Raw genomic sequence first — 15,479 nt, forward strand, 5'->3', positions numbered from 1 at the left:
ATTTCTTATGTTCTTTTGGGGGGCAACTCTTTTCACCTCCCCTATTCACCCCCTCTTTAAGTTTTAAAAAATGTTGCAACTTAGACAACCAAACGAACGGGGCGTATATTTCTATTATTTTATTTTCTCTTATAACTTACTATATATCAATACATTATAAAGAGAAAAAGAATAAAGAATACAGTAAAAAAGCGGTTGCAAGAATGGTTGTAAGATTGGTTGCAACTTTTTTTACGGTTGCAAGAATTCTTGCAACCTTCTTTACTTACTTTATCGGTTAATCATCATTTTCTTGTCTATCAATACTTTCAAACAGTTCATCTAAAGTATGAAGAAACGTATCTATAGCACCCTCTTTGTTATACAGCTCTTTTTCTATGTCTATTTCATTTAAGCTATACATTCCATTTATGTTATGGGTGAGTTCTAATTTCAAAAAACCACGTTCTTGCCTTATCTCTAATAGATAACCGGAACCCAAATTTTCGTCTTCAGGTTCATCTGTAAGGAATATTTCTATTTTTCCTTGCTCTTTTATTTCATAGCGTGAAAACACACCCTCATCTTCCCCAATTTTTATAGCAGGATAGACAACAGAATTATAAACACCCTCTTCTATAAAGTATATTTTATTAATCTCATCAATACGCCTTTGTTCAGCTTCTTTTTCTTGAGCAGCTAATATATTACTTCTGTTTTTCAAATACTCTAAACTCATTCTATTACCAGTTTTGCGTTTTTTACTTCTCTCCCATTACTAATTTCAATAAATGTTCACGCTTATCTGCCGATATTTCAAAGGTAACAGACACCTTATCGGCATTACCGACCACAGTTTCACTATCCACATACTTTTTAGGATAGGTAAATATATCCGCCACTTCCATTTGCAAGTTACTTGCAATATTTGAAAGTTGCCATAAACTTAACTGCAGGCTTCCGTTGAATATCTTACTCATCTGAGTATCTCCAGTCTCCGCATATTCCGCTATCGCTTTTTGTGTTAAGTGCCTATCTCTCATTATAAGCCGCAACTTTTCTACAACAGGGTGGATTTCCTTTATTTCTGTCTCTTTATCTTTCATAGCACTACAAAGTTAAGAATTGAAAATCATATAGTTATAAAAATAATTGCAATATATTTTCACTTTTTGAACAAAAAACTTGCAAATATTGAAATAATATGTCTATATTTGCAGCCGTAAGTGAATACCAAAAGAGCCGACTAAAATAGACGCCTCTTTTGGCGACAAATATACGAACTATTTTCGACAATTAAAACAGAAACCAAAAAAAGAAACGCTATGAACCAAGAGAGACCTCAAAAAGACACCATCGAAACACCCCTAACCATCGACATTCGCACTTGTAGCTACAACCCCGAAGTACGCGCCGGCAAAGCCCCCATTACTGCATTCGATGTACTACAATGGCTGCACGCTAATACAGACAGTGGCATAACCCCCAATATCACCGCTGACGGCTCTATATGTCTTATAACATTACTTAAGTTTAGTAATGGTTTTTTATACGAAAAAATAGCCCAGTGGGACATACGTTACCCTTACTTAGACCAGCAACCTATATCGCTGATTAAAGCACTTGCCCCCTATTACCAGTTCACTAATTTCCTTGAAAAAATGCAACTTATTAGCATCGCTTTTAATAAATAAAAACCTAAAAAAAAGAACGTTATGAACACAGAGAACACCCCAGAGAGAAACAACGAAAACCTAAAAATGATTACAACATTTTCAATTACCTTGTACGAAATTGACGAAGACCTCCAAAGAATAATCATAGAGCGCGACCAGAGTTTTAAAGGGCTTGCCGATATAGCACAAGCCTTAATCAATAATGCCGACAAAGCATTCGTGCGTTCTGCGGTTGCAACAATGGCAACAATAGTCGAAGCGTTTAAACAATACACCAAAGAATAATGATACAAGCCCACACCATACAAGTAAACCTAAAACCAGAGATAATAGCACAGATAGACGACACTGCTATCGCACACCTGCATATTAAAACCTCTGAAAACACCAGCACACTAAAGAAGTGGATGCGCTACGGAAGCGAAAAACTAACCCATTATTCGTTCCTCATAGCCCTATCCGAAGTATTTAGCCTGCCTGTAGAAGAACTTGTCGAGGTACACCGAAGCTAAAGCGAACACGTACCGAACACGAAGCGAACACGTAAAACCATAAAACAATGGACGAAGCTGAAATATATATAGCTCTTAATGGTATAAGACATTTTTATTATCGTCTCTATATAGATATTATAAAATTAGATAAAAATACCATTGAATTATCAATTTTCCCAGAGTATAATAAAGAAAAAGCCCAAAAAATAGCCGCTTATTTTGCTTGTGCGTTAATCTTTATTTCAAATAGTAGAAATTCCAACGAACCGTATAAAACCATAATACAATGAACCAGATAAACCAAGTAACCGCGCGCCTCAATGCCGTGCTAAACATCGATGATATTAGAACCAATATGATAACCATTGAGGATAATATGCTTATCATCGACCTTAATTACTACAGCGAAGAAGCCCTTGTTAATCTATACAACCGAGCTGCTGGGGGCTACCTCTCAATTCGTCCAGAGATAAGTGCGGGGCAACTCTCCTATGCTCTTGTGCCAGAAAAATACACAAAACCAGCCCCAGCCTTTGCTTACCCAGAATAGCCAGAATAGTAAAATAACGTTAGTTAGTTGTTAGATAAGCCGTGCATAAGTGCACGTAATGCACGGCTTTTTTCCTAACTACTAACTGCTAATACCTAACAACTAATGGATAGTAATTTCGACAATATAAAAGAACTCCTTTGGGACGCTACCGACTACGGTCGCCAGTTTTTCCTTGATGAGTTTGCTGCAGAAATATCCGCCAATCGCGGTCGCACAAAAGGCTTCCGCGTACGACCAGACGACAAAACAGGCTCCTGCCATATACACCAGCGCAACAGCACTGCCCCTTACACTTTTACCGATTTCGGCGTCGATAGCAAAGGACTTAATGCCATTGACTACGTACAGCAGCGCGACCATTGCACAGCTTTCGAGGCACTAAAAACCCTATGCGCCGCCTACAGCGTACCCCTGCCAAACGGTGCTAAAATCCAACCAAAAGTGTCTTTTTCCTCCGATGTAACCGAAGAAGTAGGCACTTGGAGCGTAACCTTTGCCGACACCTTTCAGCACACCAAGTACCTACGCCGTCTATTTCCGTATTATACCCCAGAACTCCTAAATGCGTATCATTTTAAAGAAATAACCGACTACACCACAATTGGGCTCAACGACAAAGGGAACCGATACCGCAAAACCACACAAAGCACCCCAGAATTTCCTATTTTTGGCTATGACAAAGGCGATTTTGTAAAAATATACCAACCATTAGCCCAAAAAGGCGACAAACTAAACCCTAAACACTCATTCGTAGGCGGAAAATCCGGCAATCGTATAGTATACGGTTGGGACAGACTATTGCGCTTGGTCGATTACGAAGCCATAAAAACCCTAAATGAAGAACTAAAAAACACCAAAAGCAAAGAACTACGCACCGAACTCACCGCAGAACTCAATGCCTTAAAACTCGACACCGTTATCATCGCCACCGGCGGCTCTGACGGCATCAATATAGCCTCACTCGGCTACAATGTTATATGGTTTAATTCAGAAACAGAAATCATCAACGCTGAAGAATATCAGCAATTATCCCTACTGGCACGAAACATCTACTACGTGCCAGACCTCGATGCTACAGGCGTACGACAAGCCCTACAAGTAGCCGATACCTTTATCGACATTCGCCTCGTTTGGCTACCAAAAGAACTAAAAGAAAACGGCAAAAAAGACTTTGCCGACTGGCTACGCCTACACCACACCGCCGGACAAGATGCTCTACAATCACGCTTCAAACTCCTACTACAGCAGTCCCTAAACTTCCGCTTTTGGGAGTTTACCGAAAAAGGCAGCGTACAGTTCAATCCCACCAAAGTAATACACTTTTTGCACCTACAAGGCTACTACACCTACGCTTCATCTTTTGCCGAATTAAAAGAAGACGAATGCGAATTTGTAAGCCTCAAACACGGCTGCATCGACCGCGTGCTATCTACCGACATCAAAAAGTTCGTACTACAATGGTTAGACCATAAAGTATTCGACCAGCGCGTACGCAACCGCGTATTTTCAGCCGCCGCCTTTCAGCCCTCACATCTGAAGATGCTACCCCTATACCCAAAAGAAACCCCCAATTACGGGCGCAATTATCAATGGTATTTCTTTACCGAAAAAGCCATAAAAGTAGAAGCCAACACCATAAGCCAATACGACTACAAAAAAACAAGTAGCATACAGTTTTGGCGCGACGAAGTCATACCCCACCCTATCAGCCTACTACCCCCTGCATTCGAGCATTACACCGATGAGCAAGGGCGCACCCGCCTGCGCATATTATCCCCTGCCAGCCATTATTTCAAAGTGCTAATAAACTCAAGCCGTATTTATTGGCTCAAAGACGCCTGCCCCGAAACCGAGCAAGACAAACAACCCTTTAGCATACACAGTCCCAACCTCACCGACGAAGAAAATTACGCCCAAGAACTACACCTAATGAATAAAATATACTGTGTAGGCTACCTACTCCACCAGCACAAACGCGAGAGCGAAGCCTATATAGTAATGGGTACCGACTACAAGGGCGGGAACTCTGCAAGAGGTTCCTACGGCGGTACCGGAAAATCTTTTTTGGTAAATGGTATACGCAAGCTGCTAAAGAGCAAGTATATAGACGGAAAAACCATCGGAGCCAACAAATTCCCTTATGATAAGGTAACCGAAAAAACGCGCCTTGTATTCCTTGATGATATGAACTTCAACCAAGATTTCCGCGACTTTTATAACAAAGTCACCGGCGATTTCGAGGCAAACCACAAAGGCGGCAAAATATTCTATATCCCATTTGAGCGAAGCCCTAAGATGGCAGCAACCACTAACTACGTACCCGATTTTGAAGAGAGTTCGCTGGTGCGCCGCCTCTTATTTTACCAAAATTCCGACTATTATCACGCCAAAACACCCAAAAACGATTACAAGTTTAGCCGCAAAATCTCTGACGATTTTGGCGGGCGCGATATTATGACCGCCGAAAGCCCTACAGAAGAGTGGAACACCGACTATAATTTTTTATTCAATTGCCTACAGTTCTACCTATCCTGCCCAACTAAGATAGAAGCACCGCTTGAGGCACTCGAAAACCGCCGTACCCTGCTCACCATAGGCGACACCTTTATGGCGTTTTTCAATACCTATTTCTCTGACGACACACATCTAAACGTATTCTTTTCAAAGCCAGATTTCAACCGTGAAGTACAAAACGAAATAGGCGGCAAATACACCTCTCAACAGATAGAGAAGAAGCTAAACGACTATTGCACCCTAAAGCAGTGGGCGCTATCCACCGAAAAGCGCAAGATAAACGGTATAAGCACCGTATGTTTTCTTATAGACACCAATAATAACAAACCGCAAAACAACGCCGAAAAACCAGAAGAAACCACCCCAGCTGCCCCCAAGACAAACAACCTTGCCGGCATCGAGGACGATATACCATTTTAATTATGCTGAAAAACCCGAATGAATTTGCCAAGGCGATGACCTATTTAAATGCGCACGGCATCAGTGTATATAAAACTGCGGTCAGCAACTTCGACCAGCTACGCATCTACATAGATAATAACGGACAAATAAAGCCGAGCCAGCAGCTATACACCCATAAGAGCGTCACCGCCGCACTCGAAGAACTGGTCCTACTGCTATACCATAAAGTTAGTAAACAATTATCACAAAACAGTACTAACACCTAATAACAATGAAGATAATAGACCTATTCAGCGGTATAGGCGGCTTTTCGCTCGGCTTTCAGCGAGCAAGCTACCAATTTACCGAGCACTATTTTAGTGAGATTGACAAACACGCAATAGCTAATTATAAATACAATTTTCCAAATGCAAAACACATCGGAGATATTACCACTATTCAGCCCGCAAACCTTGCAGGAGCAGATATTATCACTTTCGGTTCGCCTTGCGTCGATTTCTCAGTTGCTGGACGGCGTGCCGGTCTCGCAGGCACAAAAAGTAGCCTTATCCAATACGCAATTGCCCTCATTACTTGCGTCCGACCAAGTGTATTTATCTGGGAAAATGTTAAAGGAACATTCTCCTCAAACGCTGGCGCAGATTTTTGGGCGATTATTCAAGCGTTTGCCAACATTGGGGGTTATAGACTTGAATGGCAATTGCTTAATACAAGCTGGGTATTACCCCAAAATAGAGAGCGGATATACCTTGTCGGACATCTTGCAGGAAGAAGTGAGCCAGGAGTATTTCCTATCCGAGAAGATGATTGCCTTCCTACAACAAAAACGCAAAGTCAATTTCAAGCCCAACTTAGTGGAACACTCAAAGCCAATGGCAATATGAATGCTGATGACACCTACATCATTCCTAAAGTTGCAAGTACCCTCACAGGAGGCGGGCATTCTGGAGGCTTACATTCCGATATGACAGTGATACAACTTAATCCTTCTACTGAGTCTAATGGTAGGCAACCTTACCAACAAAATAGGGTATATGATGAGAGAGGAATATCACCTGCCCTAACAAGAAATAATAATGATTTTATTATTAAACAACGCCCACGAGGCAAAAATAAAGGCGCAGACCTAACTATTTGCCCTACTATATCGAGCAACGCCTTTCAAGAGAATAACCTACTGTGTGGCATACGCAGATTAACAGAAATAGAATGCGAACGTCTTCAAGGCTTTCCAGACAATTATACGCAATACGGCAACTACAACGGCAGAATAAGGCGCATTTCAAAGACAAATCGCTACAAACTCATTGGCAACGCCGTAACCGTAGATATTGTAGAATTAATAGCAAAACGATTAAAATTTACAGAACAATGAATAACACCCTACACCTCACTATCAAAAAGCAGTGGTTTGATATGATACTCTCAGGTGAGAAAACAGAAGAGTACCGCGACATCAAGCCGTATTACAACCTTCGCCTTCTTGGAAAAGAGTACGATAGCGTTGTCTTTCGCAATGGTTATGCTCGTGATGCCCCAAGTCTCACTATCGAATTAAAAACAATACGCTTTGGTACAGGGAAACCCGAATGGGGCGCAGAAGTCAATAAGAAGTACTTCGTGCTATACTTAGGAAAAATTATTAACAAAAAAAATATCAACAAATGAAAACAAAAACATTTAAAGAATTATCAATAAAGGTTACATACTCTGTAGACCTTTCAGAGGTAGAAATACCAGAAAAAATTGCAGAACAAATGGAGCAAGCATATGATAGAAGAGAAATAATTTGTCTATCGAGCCCATTAAAATATCCGAATTTAGAACAATGGTTGATAAACTATGCCAAAGAAGAGGATAGTGAAGACCTTGAATACAAAATAGAAATTTTAAAAGCCGAATAAAATGAACACACAGAATTACCCCACTTGGCTTGTCCCTTTAGATATAGCTATAGAATTAAAAGAAATAGGATACAAAGAAGATTGCTATTTTGAATTTAGTAAAGATAATGGGCTTACACTTGAAACGCTCGAAAGAGAAAGCTCTATTATAGGAATAGATGATTTATTATTTGGTACAAATGAATGTTGGCAAAATATTAGTGTACCCACTTGGACAGATGTATTTGCTTGGTTCAGAGCACGCGGCTTATACAGCTATATTCGCTCTTACATTGCACCAGAAAATTTCTATATCTACTCTATTTACGATAACAATAATTTTGATAAATGCTGTGGACGTAGAGACACTTACGAAGAAGCCCAAAAAGAATGCGTAAAAGCCCTCATAAAAACCTATAAAAATGAGCTCGAAAAAAACAATCTTTAAACCCCATAATTACTATGAAGATACTCCCAACCCTGCGCACCAAAAAGCAACTCTATGAGTTTTACTGCCCTGAAATCAACAGACGCAATTTGCGATATTGGCTTAACGAAATCATAGCCGAGCATCGCCCTCACGCCTCTAAACACACACATAACCTAACATTTACTGAATTTCTAATTTTCGTAGCCCGATATGGTACTCCACAGGGCTACGAACTCTCTACGTATATAAAAGACGAAATAAAAAAACGAAATATTAATTAGCAAATTAATAAAACCACACCAATTCCGACCAATTCCGACCAATTCCGACCAAGCACCCTGCCTGCTGTCTTATATTTGCCCCAAAAATGCTAATCAGCAATGGATAATTTGACAAATCAGCAAATTAATCAAGGGCTTTACCGTCCTTTGCAGGCAGGTACCCTATACGCTCCTTATATACCCGCGTCCGACTGTAGTTCTAAGCTACTCGGTCGCGGCGATACTTCATTTGCCATAACCAATATGGCAGCCACAGCCCGCAAGTATCAGCATCACACTAAACTACTGACATTACGTTTCTTTTCATACAAATCTCTCTATTCTCTCTGTAGTGCCTTGCATCAGTTTCTTTTTTGGCACTTTCAGTACGCGATAGACGGCGATGCCCAGATGCTACGCTCCCCCGCCTGCAGCTGGGCATCTCGCTATAGCGGTATAGACTGCAAGAGTTACACCATTTTTGGCAGCACCGTGCTACTCAATCTGGGCATAAAGCACTATATGAGGCGTATTGTACAACCGTCCCACCCCGACGGCTACACCCACGTATATTTGGTGATACCTAAAAACCAAAAAACCGCCAACCTCAATAGCGGTTATTACGTAATTGACGGCACTATCAATACGGAAAAAGAACTACCGTATTTAAAAAAAGATGATGTGCTAATGAGCTCATCGGCAAATCAGTCCGTTGGCAAAGCCCTTAGTGCCCCAGCCCAACCAACCCTTACCGATGTGATGAACGCCAGCTATACCGCTTCAACACAGATAGCCCAGCTCACACACGAACAAATCGTAGCCCAACGCACTCAAGTAACCAACCTTGTAGGTACCATATTAGCCTCATCAGCCGAGATAACAGGCATATTTTTCCCGCCTGCTCTCATCGTTGGGGCAGCTATCGAGGCAGTAACCGCTATTGTATCGCTTGCTTTCCTCACCCTCTCCAACCCGTGCGGAGCTGCCTTTTACAAAGCCGATTATATCAATCAGCACCTAAAAGACGAATTTTACCCACAGTTTAGCCAGCGGATACAATACCTACAAAAACACCTCGAACAAGGCAGTTACCCAGCCGCTATCCCCGTGCTCAACCTCGTATTGCGCGAAGTCGATTTAGCTTATGCCCAATACCACGCCGAAATAAACCGCTCACACGAAAACGAATGCTCCAAAAATGCCCTTTTGGCATATCAATTCTTTTTCAATCATATCAAAACCACCGTCAATCAGCTATACAATAACATACGCATATTGCTGAAGATGCACGGCTATAGGCTCAACGAAAAAGAAGTCAAAGGCAGTTCCACAAGCCGAATATGGTATATGATAGTACCAATTACGGGCACCAAAGTAACCGCCCCTTATAGAGTGCTCACCCTCGATAGTGATGCACCAAAAGGTGTGTACCCGCTCAATCACCCAAGCCCCTTTGCTGCGTGGCTAAACGAACAAGCTGCTCATATAGCAAGCCTTTATGGCACCGACAAAGCCAATGCTTACCGTAGCGAAATGCAGCCTTTTGAAGCACAAATAGCTGCCATACGCCGAGACTTTAGCATCAGCACCATTATACAGCTTATCCGCGAACAGCGATTGCAAGACCAAGAGCACACCATTTACCAAAAATACGATACCGAATACCGTCGCGAGTTGCAAGCCGAAGCCGCTAAGCAAAAAGAGACTTTTGCCCGTGCTATTGCAGCCCAAGCTGCCGAACTCAAGCGTATTGCCAGTGTAAACCGTGCCGACAGCCTTACCCACCTGAAGAACGTAGGCAAAATAGCCCAAGACAACGCTAATAAAAAGAAAAAATTAGCCCAAGAAGAACAAAAAAAACTGCTGCTATTAGGCACCTTTGTCGTAGCAGCCTTATACCTAATAAAGTAACAACAATAATTAACAATTATATGGAAAACCCTTTTGACAAACCCCGTACAGCCCAACATTGTGCCCCTATTCCTGCTTTAGGGTGGGGACTAAAGAATATTTTTGGGGGTACTATAGTAGGCGACCTTGTAGGCAATTGCGGCGATGAGCGTTCAGACCGCGACCGCAGTAAAACCGCCTATTACGATACCCTAAAAGCTATCGAAAACCTCAAAGCAACCATTGCTACAAAGGAAAATGGTGAAAATATGCAAATGGTCAATGCTATGGAAAAAAACACCGAAGCCTACCGCCGCAAAGTAAGTGCCTTAAGCAACGAAGTAGCCGACCTTGAAGCCCAGCGCAAAGTGTGGGAAGACAACCCCGAAGTAGCCGAAGGGCGTTATGGGCTCACCGCCTTCAACCTCGATGCGCTTGATGCTCTTAGCCGCCCTTTTTTAGGGGTAAGCTTCACTTGTAATGATTACCGCAATGAAGCACTCGAATGGTCAGAAAAAACCAAATCTGTAGCAGAAGAACGGAAAGCATTAGAAGTAAGGATAAAACAGATAGAAGACCGTATTGCCCCCGATAAGGTAGCTCTATTAAGCAAAGACCTTGCAGATGAACGCCAGAAGTACAACAGCCTACAGGAGCAAGCCATACAGCTCAAAAAAGACATCAACCTGATGAGGCAAACGCGAATAATGGTAAAAGCCTCTGAAGCCAAAGCTGCCGCCGACAAAGCCGAGCAACTTAAACGCGAGGAAATACAACGCACCCTGCAAAAAGAAAAAGAGCAGAAGAAAAACAAAAACAACACCCTGCTTATCGGTGCTGGTATAGCGGTAGTTGCTCTTTTCGTGCTAACCTCTAAAAACTAATATCTATGAAAGAAGCGATGACCAATTACATAGTACAGAGCACCGCCGACAGCAAGCGGCGTACTGACGATTTTTTTAATCAACCCCAAAAGCCCGACCACACATTTCTTTATCTACTTGCTGGCGTAGCCGTAGTAGCAATGATGATAAAAGTAATGAAATAAATCAAAAATCACAATTAAAAATTAACACAATGGAAAGTAAATTAGCCCTTTATCAGTTAGCAGCTCCGCAATTAGGCGGCTGCACCTCTTGTCGCTCGGCTATGAGCGTGCCTATTAAGCAGTGGAACTACTCATTTGATAATATTATGAACCGCTTTACCCAGTTAGTAGGGGCAGCTGGTAGCGTTAATAATCTCATCAATGCGTTTCGCAGCGGACAAGATGTCCCTGGCACAGCAGGAATGAGCGAAGAAGACAGAAAATTCTATTTACAAATGGCACAAGCCAATATAAAAAACGGTGGTGGCAATGCAGGCAACGAAGCAATGATGCAGTTCCTTACCCAGATGCAACAACAGAATGCCGCAATGCTACAAGCCATCGCCAACCGTAGCAGCAACGAAAACCCCAAGCCAGAGAAAGACAACACCCCCTTATACATTGGGTTAGGTGTAGGAGGCGTAGTAATCCTAATGATGATGGTAATGATGATGAAAAAATCATAATTCACAATTCAAAATTAACTATTATGGGAATAGAACAATCATTATACGACTTACTGAACCCCCTATCAGATGCCCAGCTACAAGAAAAAATACAACAAGCAGAAAGCTATGTAGCACGTGGCACTGGGGAGGAAATAAGTAGGTTATGCAGTCAGCCTCTCACACCAGAGTATTTTACCCGTACTACCATACTGGTAAAACAGTTTCATATAAGTTATGTAGCCCGCAAGATACTACAGAGCCGAAAAGACGGTAAAAACTTTACCTTATACGAACCTCTACCAGTGCACACCCCTGCACCTATAGGGCGCAATGCTGCCGAACAAGAACAATTTAACCAACTATCGGCTAACCAAAAAGTAAATAAACAGCACACCGCCGATAAGTTAAAAGACAAAAACCTAACAGAGGCTAAAGAATATATAGCTACCGAAAAGCGTTATTACCTTACCGTCTTAGCTTATGTAGATGCTATCGAGCGCATAATATCTTTAGCTAAAGCAGGCAAATTTCCTTTTAGTATTAGTGTAATAGAGCATTATTTATTACACAATTATCGCCAAGCCCTTATAGTTTTGTACGACATAACCACCGAAGTAAACACCGCTATAGCCCTTACGGTAGCACGTGTAAAAGGCACAGAGGCAAATAGCAATACACCCCCACCCGCTCCCACGCCGTCCCCAACTCCTTCAGCTCCCACCGCTCCCGCACCAGATCCCTCAAAAGAGGAAGAAAAGGAAGACAAAAAGGGTATTAGTATCACAACCATACTCATCGGTGGCGGACTGCTTTTAGGGTTTATTTACTACCTAAAGAAAAAAAATTAGTGTTTTTGTGCCAATTCCGACCAATTCCGACCAATTCCGACCAAGACAATTATACCGCATTGTATATTTGTCCCCGAAAATAACAGTCGTATTAGTTCGACACTTAAGATTAACAATTTATAACAACAATGAAAATGAACCAAAAGCAAATCATCGAAAGCGCGGCTTTTTCAGCTGGCGCAACCGTTGGCGCAATGGGCTCTCGTGTGGTAGCCGATAAGCTCACCACTACACTTAAGAGTGGTGCTGTTAGGCACGGCTTATTAGGTATAGCTGGTATAGCTCTCGTTGCTTTTATCACCCCAAAAGACAACGCCACCAAGTTCGCACAAGGTGCCGGCGTAGGCATTGCTGCCACCCAGTTAACCGCTGCTATCAAAGCCGTTATGACAGAAGACGGTAAGAAACCTATGCAAGAGGGAGTTATGAAGACTGCTCTCGGCAGTCCAGAAACTGAAGTAGTGTATGTAGATAGCACCCCATCACTCGATTACTACCCATATGAGGAAGTAAGTGCTACCACCACTACCCAGCCTACGGCATTCCTAAGTGCTCCAAGCCAATTTGCAGAAGTATAACAATTAATAATTATTAAATATGTTTGACAACATTCTACTAAACGAAGAAAAATTTTTACGCGTGGCTACATTTCTAAGCCGCCAAGCTCAACGTTTTAATTTGACACCTGAGCAGATGAACAGAATGAAACCTACACCAAGTGAGCTCGTTATAAATACAGTGTTTTCATCAGGTGGAAACGTATCGCTATTAGACGGCAATACTACCCAACAAAAAGGGGTTACAAATTTTGACGGTAACCGCCTTGAAAACGGACGCTTTTTTGTAATCGAAGCATTAACACTTTTATATGGTGAAGCAGCAGATGGTACTAAAGTATGGGATGTAACTTATGACAAGGCTCTTCCTGCTGTATTGCTATCGTCTGACTTTGTTATCCGTCAAAATGGCGAAATTATTGTAAAATTGCCTGTGGCTGCTATCGAAAACGCTAAGAAATCAAAAGAGGACTACTATCGCGTTTTAGGAGCACTTGCTGTTATTGAGCCTACACAAACCATCGAAATGATGATTGAAACCCCAGTAGGCAGTAGTATTACCCCTGCTACCAGCGGACACAAGTCATTCGTTCGAGTGCTATTACGTGGCTTCGAGACCTATGTGAAGAGATAATAATAATTGGGTGTTAGCCGTTAGTGGTTAGTCGTTAGCAAACGACAATATTCTAACGGCTAACAACTAAAAACTAACACCTAAACTATGACAAGTAGTATCATAACTAACAGAATAAAAGTAAACATCGCATCAGGTGGCAATGCCCAGGGTGATTATGTTACCTTAGAAAAGGGGCGTTGTATAGGCGTTTATTACTTGCCTATTACCTCTTACGAGCCAGAAAACGCTGTTGAAATCTCACTTCGTGACCCGCAAGGCAATGTAATCATTGAACCTGTAGACTATCGTGATTATAAGCACAAGGGCGGTGGTTATGTGCAAGGTATGAAACAGGTAAATTTTGAGTGTAACAATAACAAGTTCCACGTTTCAGTACTTAGCGATACTGCCCTAACCAGCGATTTAAAGGGTGAGTTAGTACTACTCATTCAGCGTGATTGTCTATGCGATAACAACCCTCAATAATTATGAAAGGACTATTACACAGTATTCGTATTACCGATGATATAGTATTCAATCTATTTTCAGACACACAAGGCAATGGTGCTGTAGGGCTATCATTGCGCAATACTGGTGAAGTCCCTCTTATCATCGAAGATGGGGCTAACGAAGAGATAGCACCCGGGCAATATTTTTTTGTAGAAAGCGAAACAGCAATCGTTAATACTGCTTTTCGTGTTACTTTCAAAAAAGAAACGGGCAAGCGCCCAGAGGCTATAATGCGCTATATAGTGCCACAACCCCTTTTATAGAATAAAGTATGTATCAAAAAATTCTGCAGTTTTTAAATGAACACCCTAATAACATCGTCACAGTTACGCAAGGAAAAAAACGCTTAGCAAAAGATACAATGCCTAAATATGGCTTCACCCTTGCCGATATAACCAAGCTGTACGGTACGGTTGAAGCCTTTATTTTATCATTGCCAGCACAAGGTTTTGGCAATGGTACCCGTATAGACCTACGTAGGCTATATGGTAGTGGGGCAAGCCAATCAAGTTATAAACACGACACGTTTACGCTCAATTTTAAAGAAAAAGAAACCGATATGACACCCGAACTCATCGCACCTACAGCCCCCGCATCTGTTGGGGAGAATGGCAATTTACCTGCTCCTGCACAACCCTCTGTGCCCCAGCAAGCTCCTGCTGCAGTACCGCCCGCTATGGGATACCCACAGCCAGCTATGGGTATGCCAATGCAAATGGGCTTAGGATACACCCCAGTAGCTACTACTGATTGGATAAGCAGCAAGGTGATAGAGGAGCGATACCGAGACCTACAGCGCGACAATGATAACCTGCGAGAAGATAATAAAGACTTGCGAAGCCAAGTGCGCACTTTATCCGAAGAAAAAGCTGCCTTGCGGTTACAGTTAGATACTGCCGATAAAGCACACGAATTGAAGCTAAAGGAAGAGCTGCTAAACAAACAGAGTTTTTGGGAAAGCAAAGGATTTGAGCGAGTAAGTGAAACACTGGGGGCTGTTATACCTATGGTTGTAGAGCGAATGGCTGGAGCATCTGCGTCAGCTGAAGCTGCAGCACCTGCTCTTGCCGCCCCGCAGTTATCGGCAGTAAAACAAGAGTTTATTAAGATTATCAGTGCCCCTAATATCACCGATGAACAAATAGGAGCACTATACGAACAATTAATGCAGACAAATGATGAACAAAAAACAGCAAGCCCTCAAGAAATTGGAGCAGTTAGATGATGAAGTGTTAGAACGCTTAGCCTCTTTGGCAGATAACAAAAAGGCGTTGAGTTACTTTACAAACCCACTTCTTTTTAACGCCCTAAAAGGGTTACTAAAATTATAG

General features: G+C 42.0%; 25 protein-coding genes. 23 read left to right on the top strand and 2 right to left on the bottom strand.

Annotated features, from left to right (window positions below; genetic code table 11):
- Positions 1-277: 277 nt before the first annotated feature.
- Together FOC45_RS06800 and FOC45_RS06805 are read right to left on the bottom strand one after the other, a co-directional pair.
- Positions 278-718 (bottom strand): hypothetical protein, encoded by a 441-nt coding sequence (locus tag FOC45_RS06800; protein ID WP_009389733.1) that lies wholly within the window; start codon positions 716-718, stop codon positions 278-280.
- 22 nt (positions 719-740) lie between these two features.
- Positions 741-1,085 carry a helix-turn-helix domain-containing protein gene (locus FOC45_RS06805; RefSeq protein WP_009389732.1) on the bottom strand — a complete coding sequence of 115 codons (345 nt, stop codon included), beginning with the start codon at positions 1,083-1,085 and terminating at the stop codon, positions 741-743.
- Between the two features lie 219 nt (positions 1,086-1,304).
- Between FOC45_RS06805 and FOC45_RS06810 the strand changes: the two genes are divergently transcribed.
- The 23 genes from FOC45_RS06810 to FOC45_RS06920 all read left to right on the top strand — a co-directional run bounded on the left by FOC45_RS06810 (position 1,305) and on the right by FOC45_RS06920 (position 15,479).
- The gene (locus FOC45_RS06810) at positions 1,305-1,673 is read left to right on the top strand and encodes a hypothetical protein (protein WP_009389731.1); all 369 of its coding nucleotides are present in this window, start codon (positions 1,305-1,307) and stop codon (positions 1,671-1,673) included.
- Positions 1,674-1,694: 21 nt separating this feature from the next.
- Positions 1,695-1,940, top strand: a complete 246-nt coding sequence (locus FOC45_RS06815; RefSeq protein WP_009389730.1) for a hypothetical protein — start codon at positions 1,695-1,697, stop codon at positions 1,938-1,940.
- Positions 1,940-2,167 (top strand): hypothetical protein, encoded by a 228-nt coding sequence (locus FOC45_RS06820; RefSeq protein ID WP_009389729.1) that lies wholly within the window; start codon positions 1,940-1,942, stop codon positions 2,165-2,167. The genes FOC45_RS06815 and FOC45_RS06820 overlap by 1 nt, the downstream gene beginning before the upstream one ends.
- A 47-nt stretch (positions 2,168-2,214) precedes the next feature.
- Complete coding sequence (locus FOC45_RS06825) at positions 2,215-2,439, top strand: hypothetical protein (RefSeq protein WP_034539607.1); 225 nt, start codon at positions 2,215-2,217, stop codon at positions 2,437-2,439.
- A complete protein-coding gene (locus FOC45_RS06830; RefSeq protein WP_034539605.1) occupies positions 2,436-2,699 on the top strand; it encodes a hypothetical protein in 264 nt (87 codons plus the stop codon). The genes FOC45_RS06825 and FOC45_RS06830 overlap by 4 nt, the downstream gene beginning before the upstream one ends.
- A 105-nt stretch (positions 2,700-2,804) precedes the next feature.
- The gene (locus FOC45_RS06835) at positions 2,805-5,636 is read left to right on the top strand and encodes a hypothetical protein (protein ID WP_009391878.1); all 2,832 of its coding nucleotides are present in this window, start codon (positions 2,805-2,807) and stop codon (positions 5,634-5,636) included.
- A 2-nt stretch (positions 5,637-5,638) separates the two neighbouring features.
- On the top strand, positions 5,639-5,884 hold the full coding sequence (locus FOC45_RS06840; protein WP_009391879.1) for a hypothetical protein: 246 nt from the start codon (positions 5,639-5,641) through the stop codon (positions 5,882-5,884).
- A gap of 5 nt (positions 5,885-5,889) precedes the next feature.
- Positions 5,890-6,993, top strand: a complete 1,104-nt coding sequence (locus FOC45_RS06845) for a DNA cytosine methyltransferase (RefSeq protein ID WP_009391880.1) — start codon at positions 5,890-5,892, stop codon at positions 6,991-6,993.
- A complete protein-coding gene (locus FOC45_RS06850; protein ID WP_009391881.1) occupies positions 6,990-7,286 on the top strand; it encodes an ASCH domain-containing protein in 297 nt (98 codons plus the stop codon). Before FOC45_RS06845 ends, FOC45_RS06850 begins: the two co-directional genes overlap by 4 nt.
- Positions 7,283-7,522 carry a hypothetical protein gene (locus tag FOC45_RS06855; RefSeq protein WP_009390739.1) on the top strand — a complete coding sequence of 80 codons (240 nt, stop codon included), beginning with the start codon at positions 7,283-7,285 and terminating at the stop codon, positions 7,520-7,522. The genes FOC45_RS06850 and FOC45_RS06855 overlap by 4 nt, the downstream gene beginning before the upstream one ends.
- Before the next feature lies 1 nt (position 7,523).
- Positions 7,524-7,949 (top strand): hypothetical protein, encoded by a 426-nt coding sequence (locus tag FOC45_RS06860; protein ID WP_009391882.1) that lies wholly within the window; start codon positions 7,524-7,526, stop codon positions 7,947-7,949.
- A 14-nt stretch (positions 7,950-7,963) separates the two neighbouring features.
- On the top strand, positions 7,964-8,212 hold the full coding sequence (locus FOC45_RS06865) for a hypothetical protein (protein WP_009391883.1): 249 nt from the start codon (positions 7,964-7,966) through the stop codon (positions 8,210-8,212).
- Positions 8,213-8,311: 99 nt separating this feature from the next.
- Entirely contained in the window at positions 8,312-10,102 is a 1,791-nt protein-coding gene (locus FOC45_RS06870) for a hypothetical protein (RefSeq protein ID WP_155846616.1), read from the top strand.
- Between the two features lie 20 nt (positions 10,103-10,122).
- Entirely contained in the window at positions 10,123-10,965 is an 843-nt protein-coding gene (locus FOC45_RS06875; protein WP_155846617.1) for a hypothetical protein, read from the top strand.
- A gap of 5 nt (positions 10,966-10,970) precedes the next feature.
- Positions 10,971-11,129: a hypothetical protein gene (locus tag FOC45_RS06880; RefSeq protein ID WP_155846618.1), complete on the top strand. Its 159-nt coding sequence runs from the start codon at positions 10,971-10,973 to the stop codon at positions 11,127-11,129.
- A 29-nt stretch (positions 11,130-11,158) separates the two neighbouring features.
- Positions 11,159-11,635: a hypothetical protein gene (locus tag FOC45_RS06885; protein WP_155846619.1), complete on the top strand. Its 477-nt coding sequence runs from the start codon at positions 11,159-11,161 to the stop codon at positions 11,633-11,635.
- 23 nt (positions 11,636-11,658) lie between these two features.
- Complete coding sequence (locus FOC45_RS06890; protein ID WP_155846620.1) at positions 11,659-12,465, top strand: hypothetical protein; 807 nt, start codon at positions 11,659-11,661, stop codon at positions 12,463-12,465.
- 128 nt (positions 12,466-12,593) lie between these two features.
- Positions 12,594-13,043 carry a hypothetical protein gene (locus FOC45_RS06895; RefSeq protein WP_009389224.1) on the top strand — a complete coding sequence of 150 codons (450 nt, stop codon included), beginning with the start codon at positions 12,594-12,596 and terminating at the stop codon, positions 13,041-13,043.
- A 19-nt stretch (positions 13,044-13,062) separates the two neighbouring features.
- Positions 13,063-13,656, top strand: a complete 594-nt coding sequence (locus tag FOC45_RS06900; protein ID WP_009389222.1) for a hypothetical protein — start codon at positions 13,063-13,065, stop codon at positions 13,654-13,656.
- An 87-nt stretch (positions 13,657-13,743) separates the two neighbouring features.
- The gene (locus FOC45_RS06905; protein WP_009389221.1) at positions 13,744-14,124 is read left to right on the top strand and encodes a hypothetical protein; all 381 of its coding nucleotides are present in this window, start codon (positions 13,744-13,746) and stop codon (positions 14,122-14,124) included.
- A 2-nt stretch (positions 14,125-14,126) separates the two neighbouring features.
- A complete protein-coding gene (locus FOC45_RS06910; RefSeq protein WP_009389219.1) occupies positions 14,127-14,411 on the top strand; it encodes a hypothetical protein in 285 nt (94 codons plus the stop codon).
- 8 nt (positions 14,412-14,419) lie between these two features.
- Positions 14,420-15,373, top strand: a complete 954-nt coding sequence (locus FOC45_RS06915; protein WP_155846621.1) for a hypothetical protein — start codon at positions 14,420-14,422, stop codon at positions 15,371-15,373.
- Positions 15,324-15,479, top strand: coding sequence for a hypothetical protein (locus tag FOC45_RS06920; protein WP_155846622.1), 156 nt, complete (start codon positions 15,324-15,326; stop codon positions 15,477-15,479). The genes FOC45_RS06915 and FOC45_RS06920 overlap by 50 nt, the downstream gene beginning before the upstream one ends.

This window comes from Capnocytophaga sp. FDAARGOS_737 (assembly GCF_009730375.1).
Classification (GTDB): domain Bacteria; phylum Bacteroidota; class Bacteroidia; order Flavobacteriales; family Flavobacteriaceae; genus Capnocytophaga; species Capnocytophaga leadbetteri.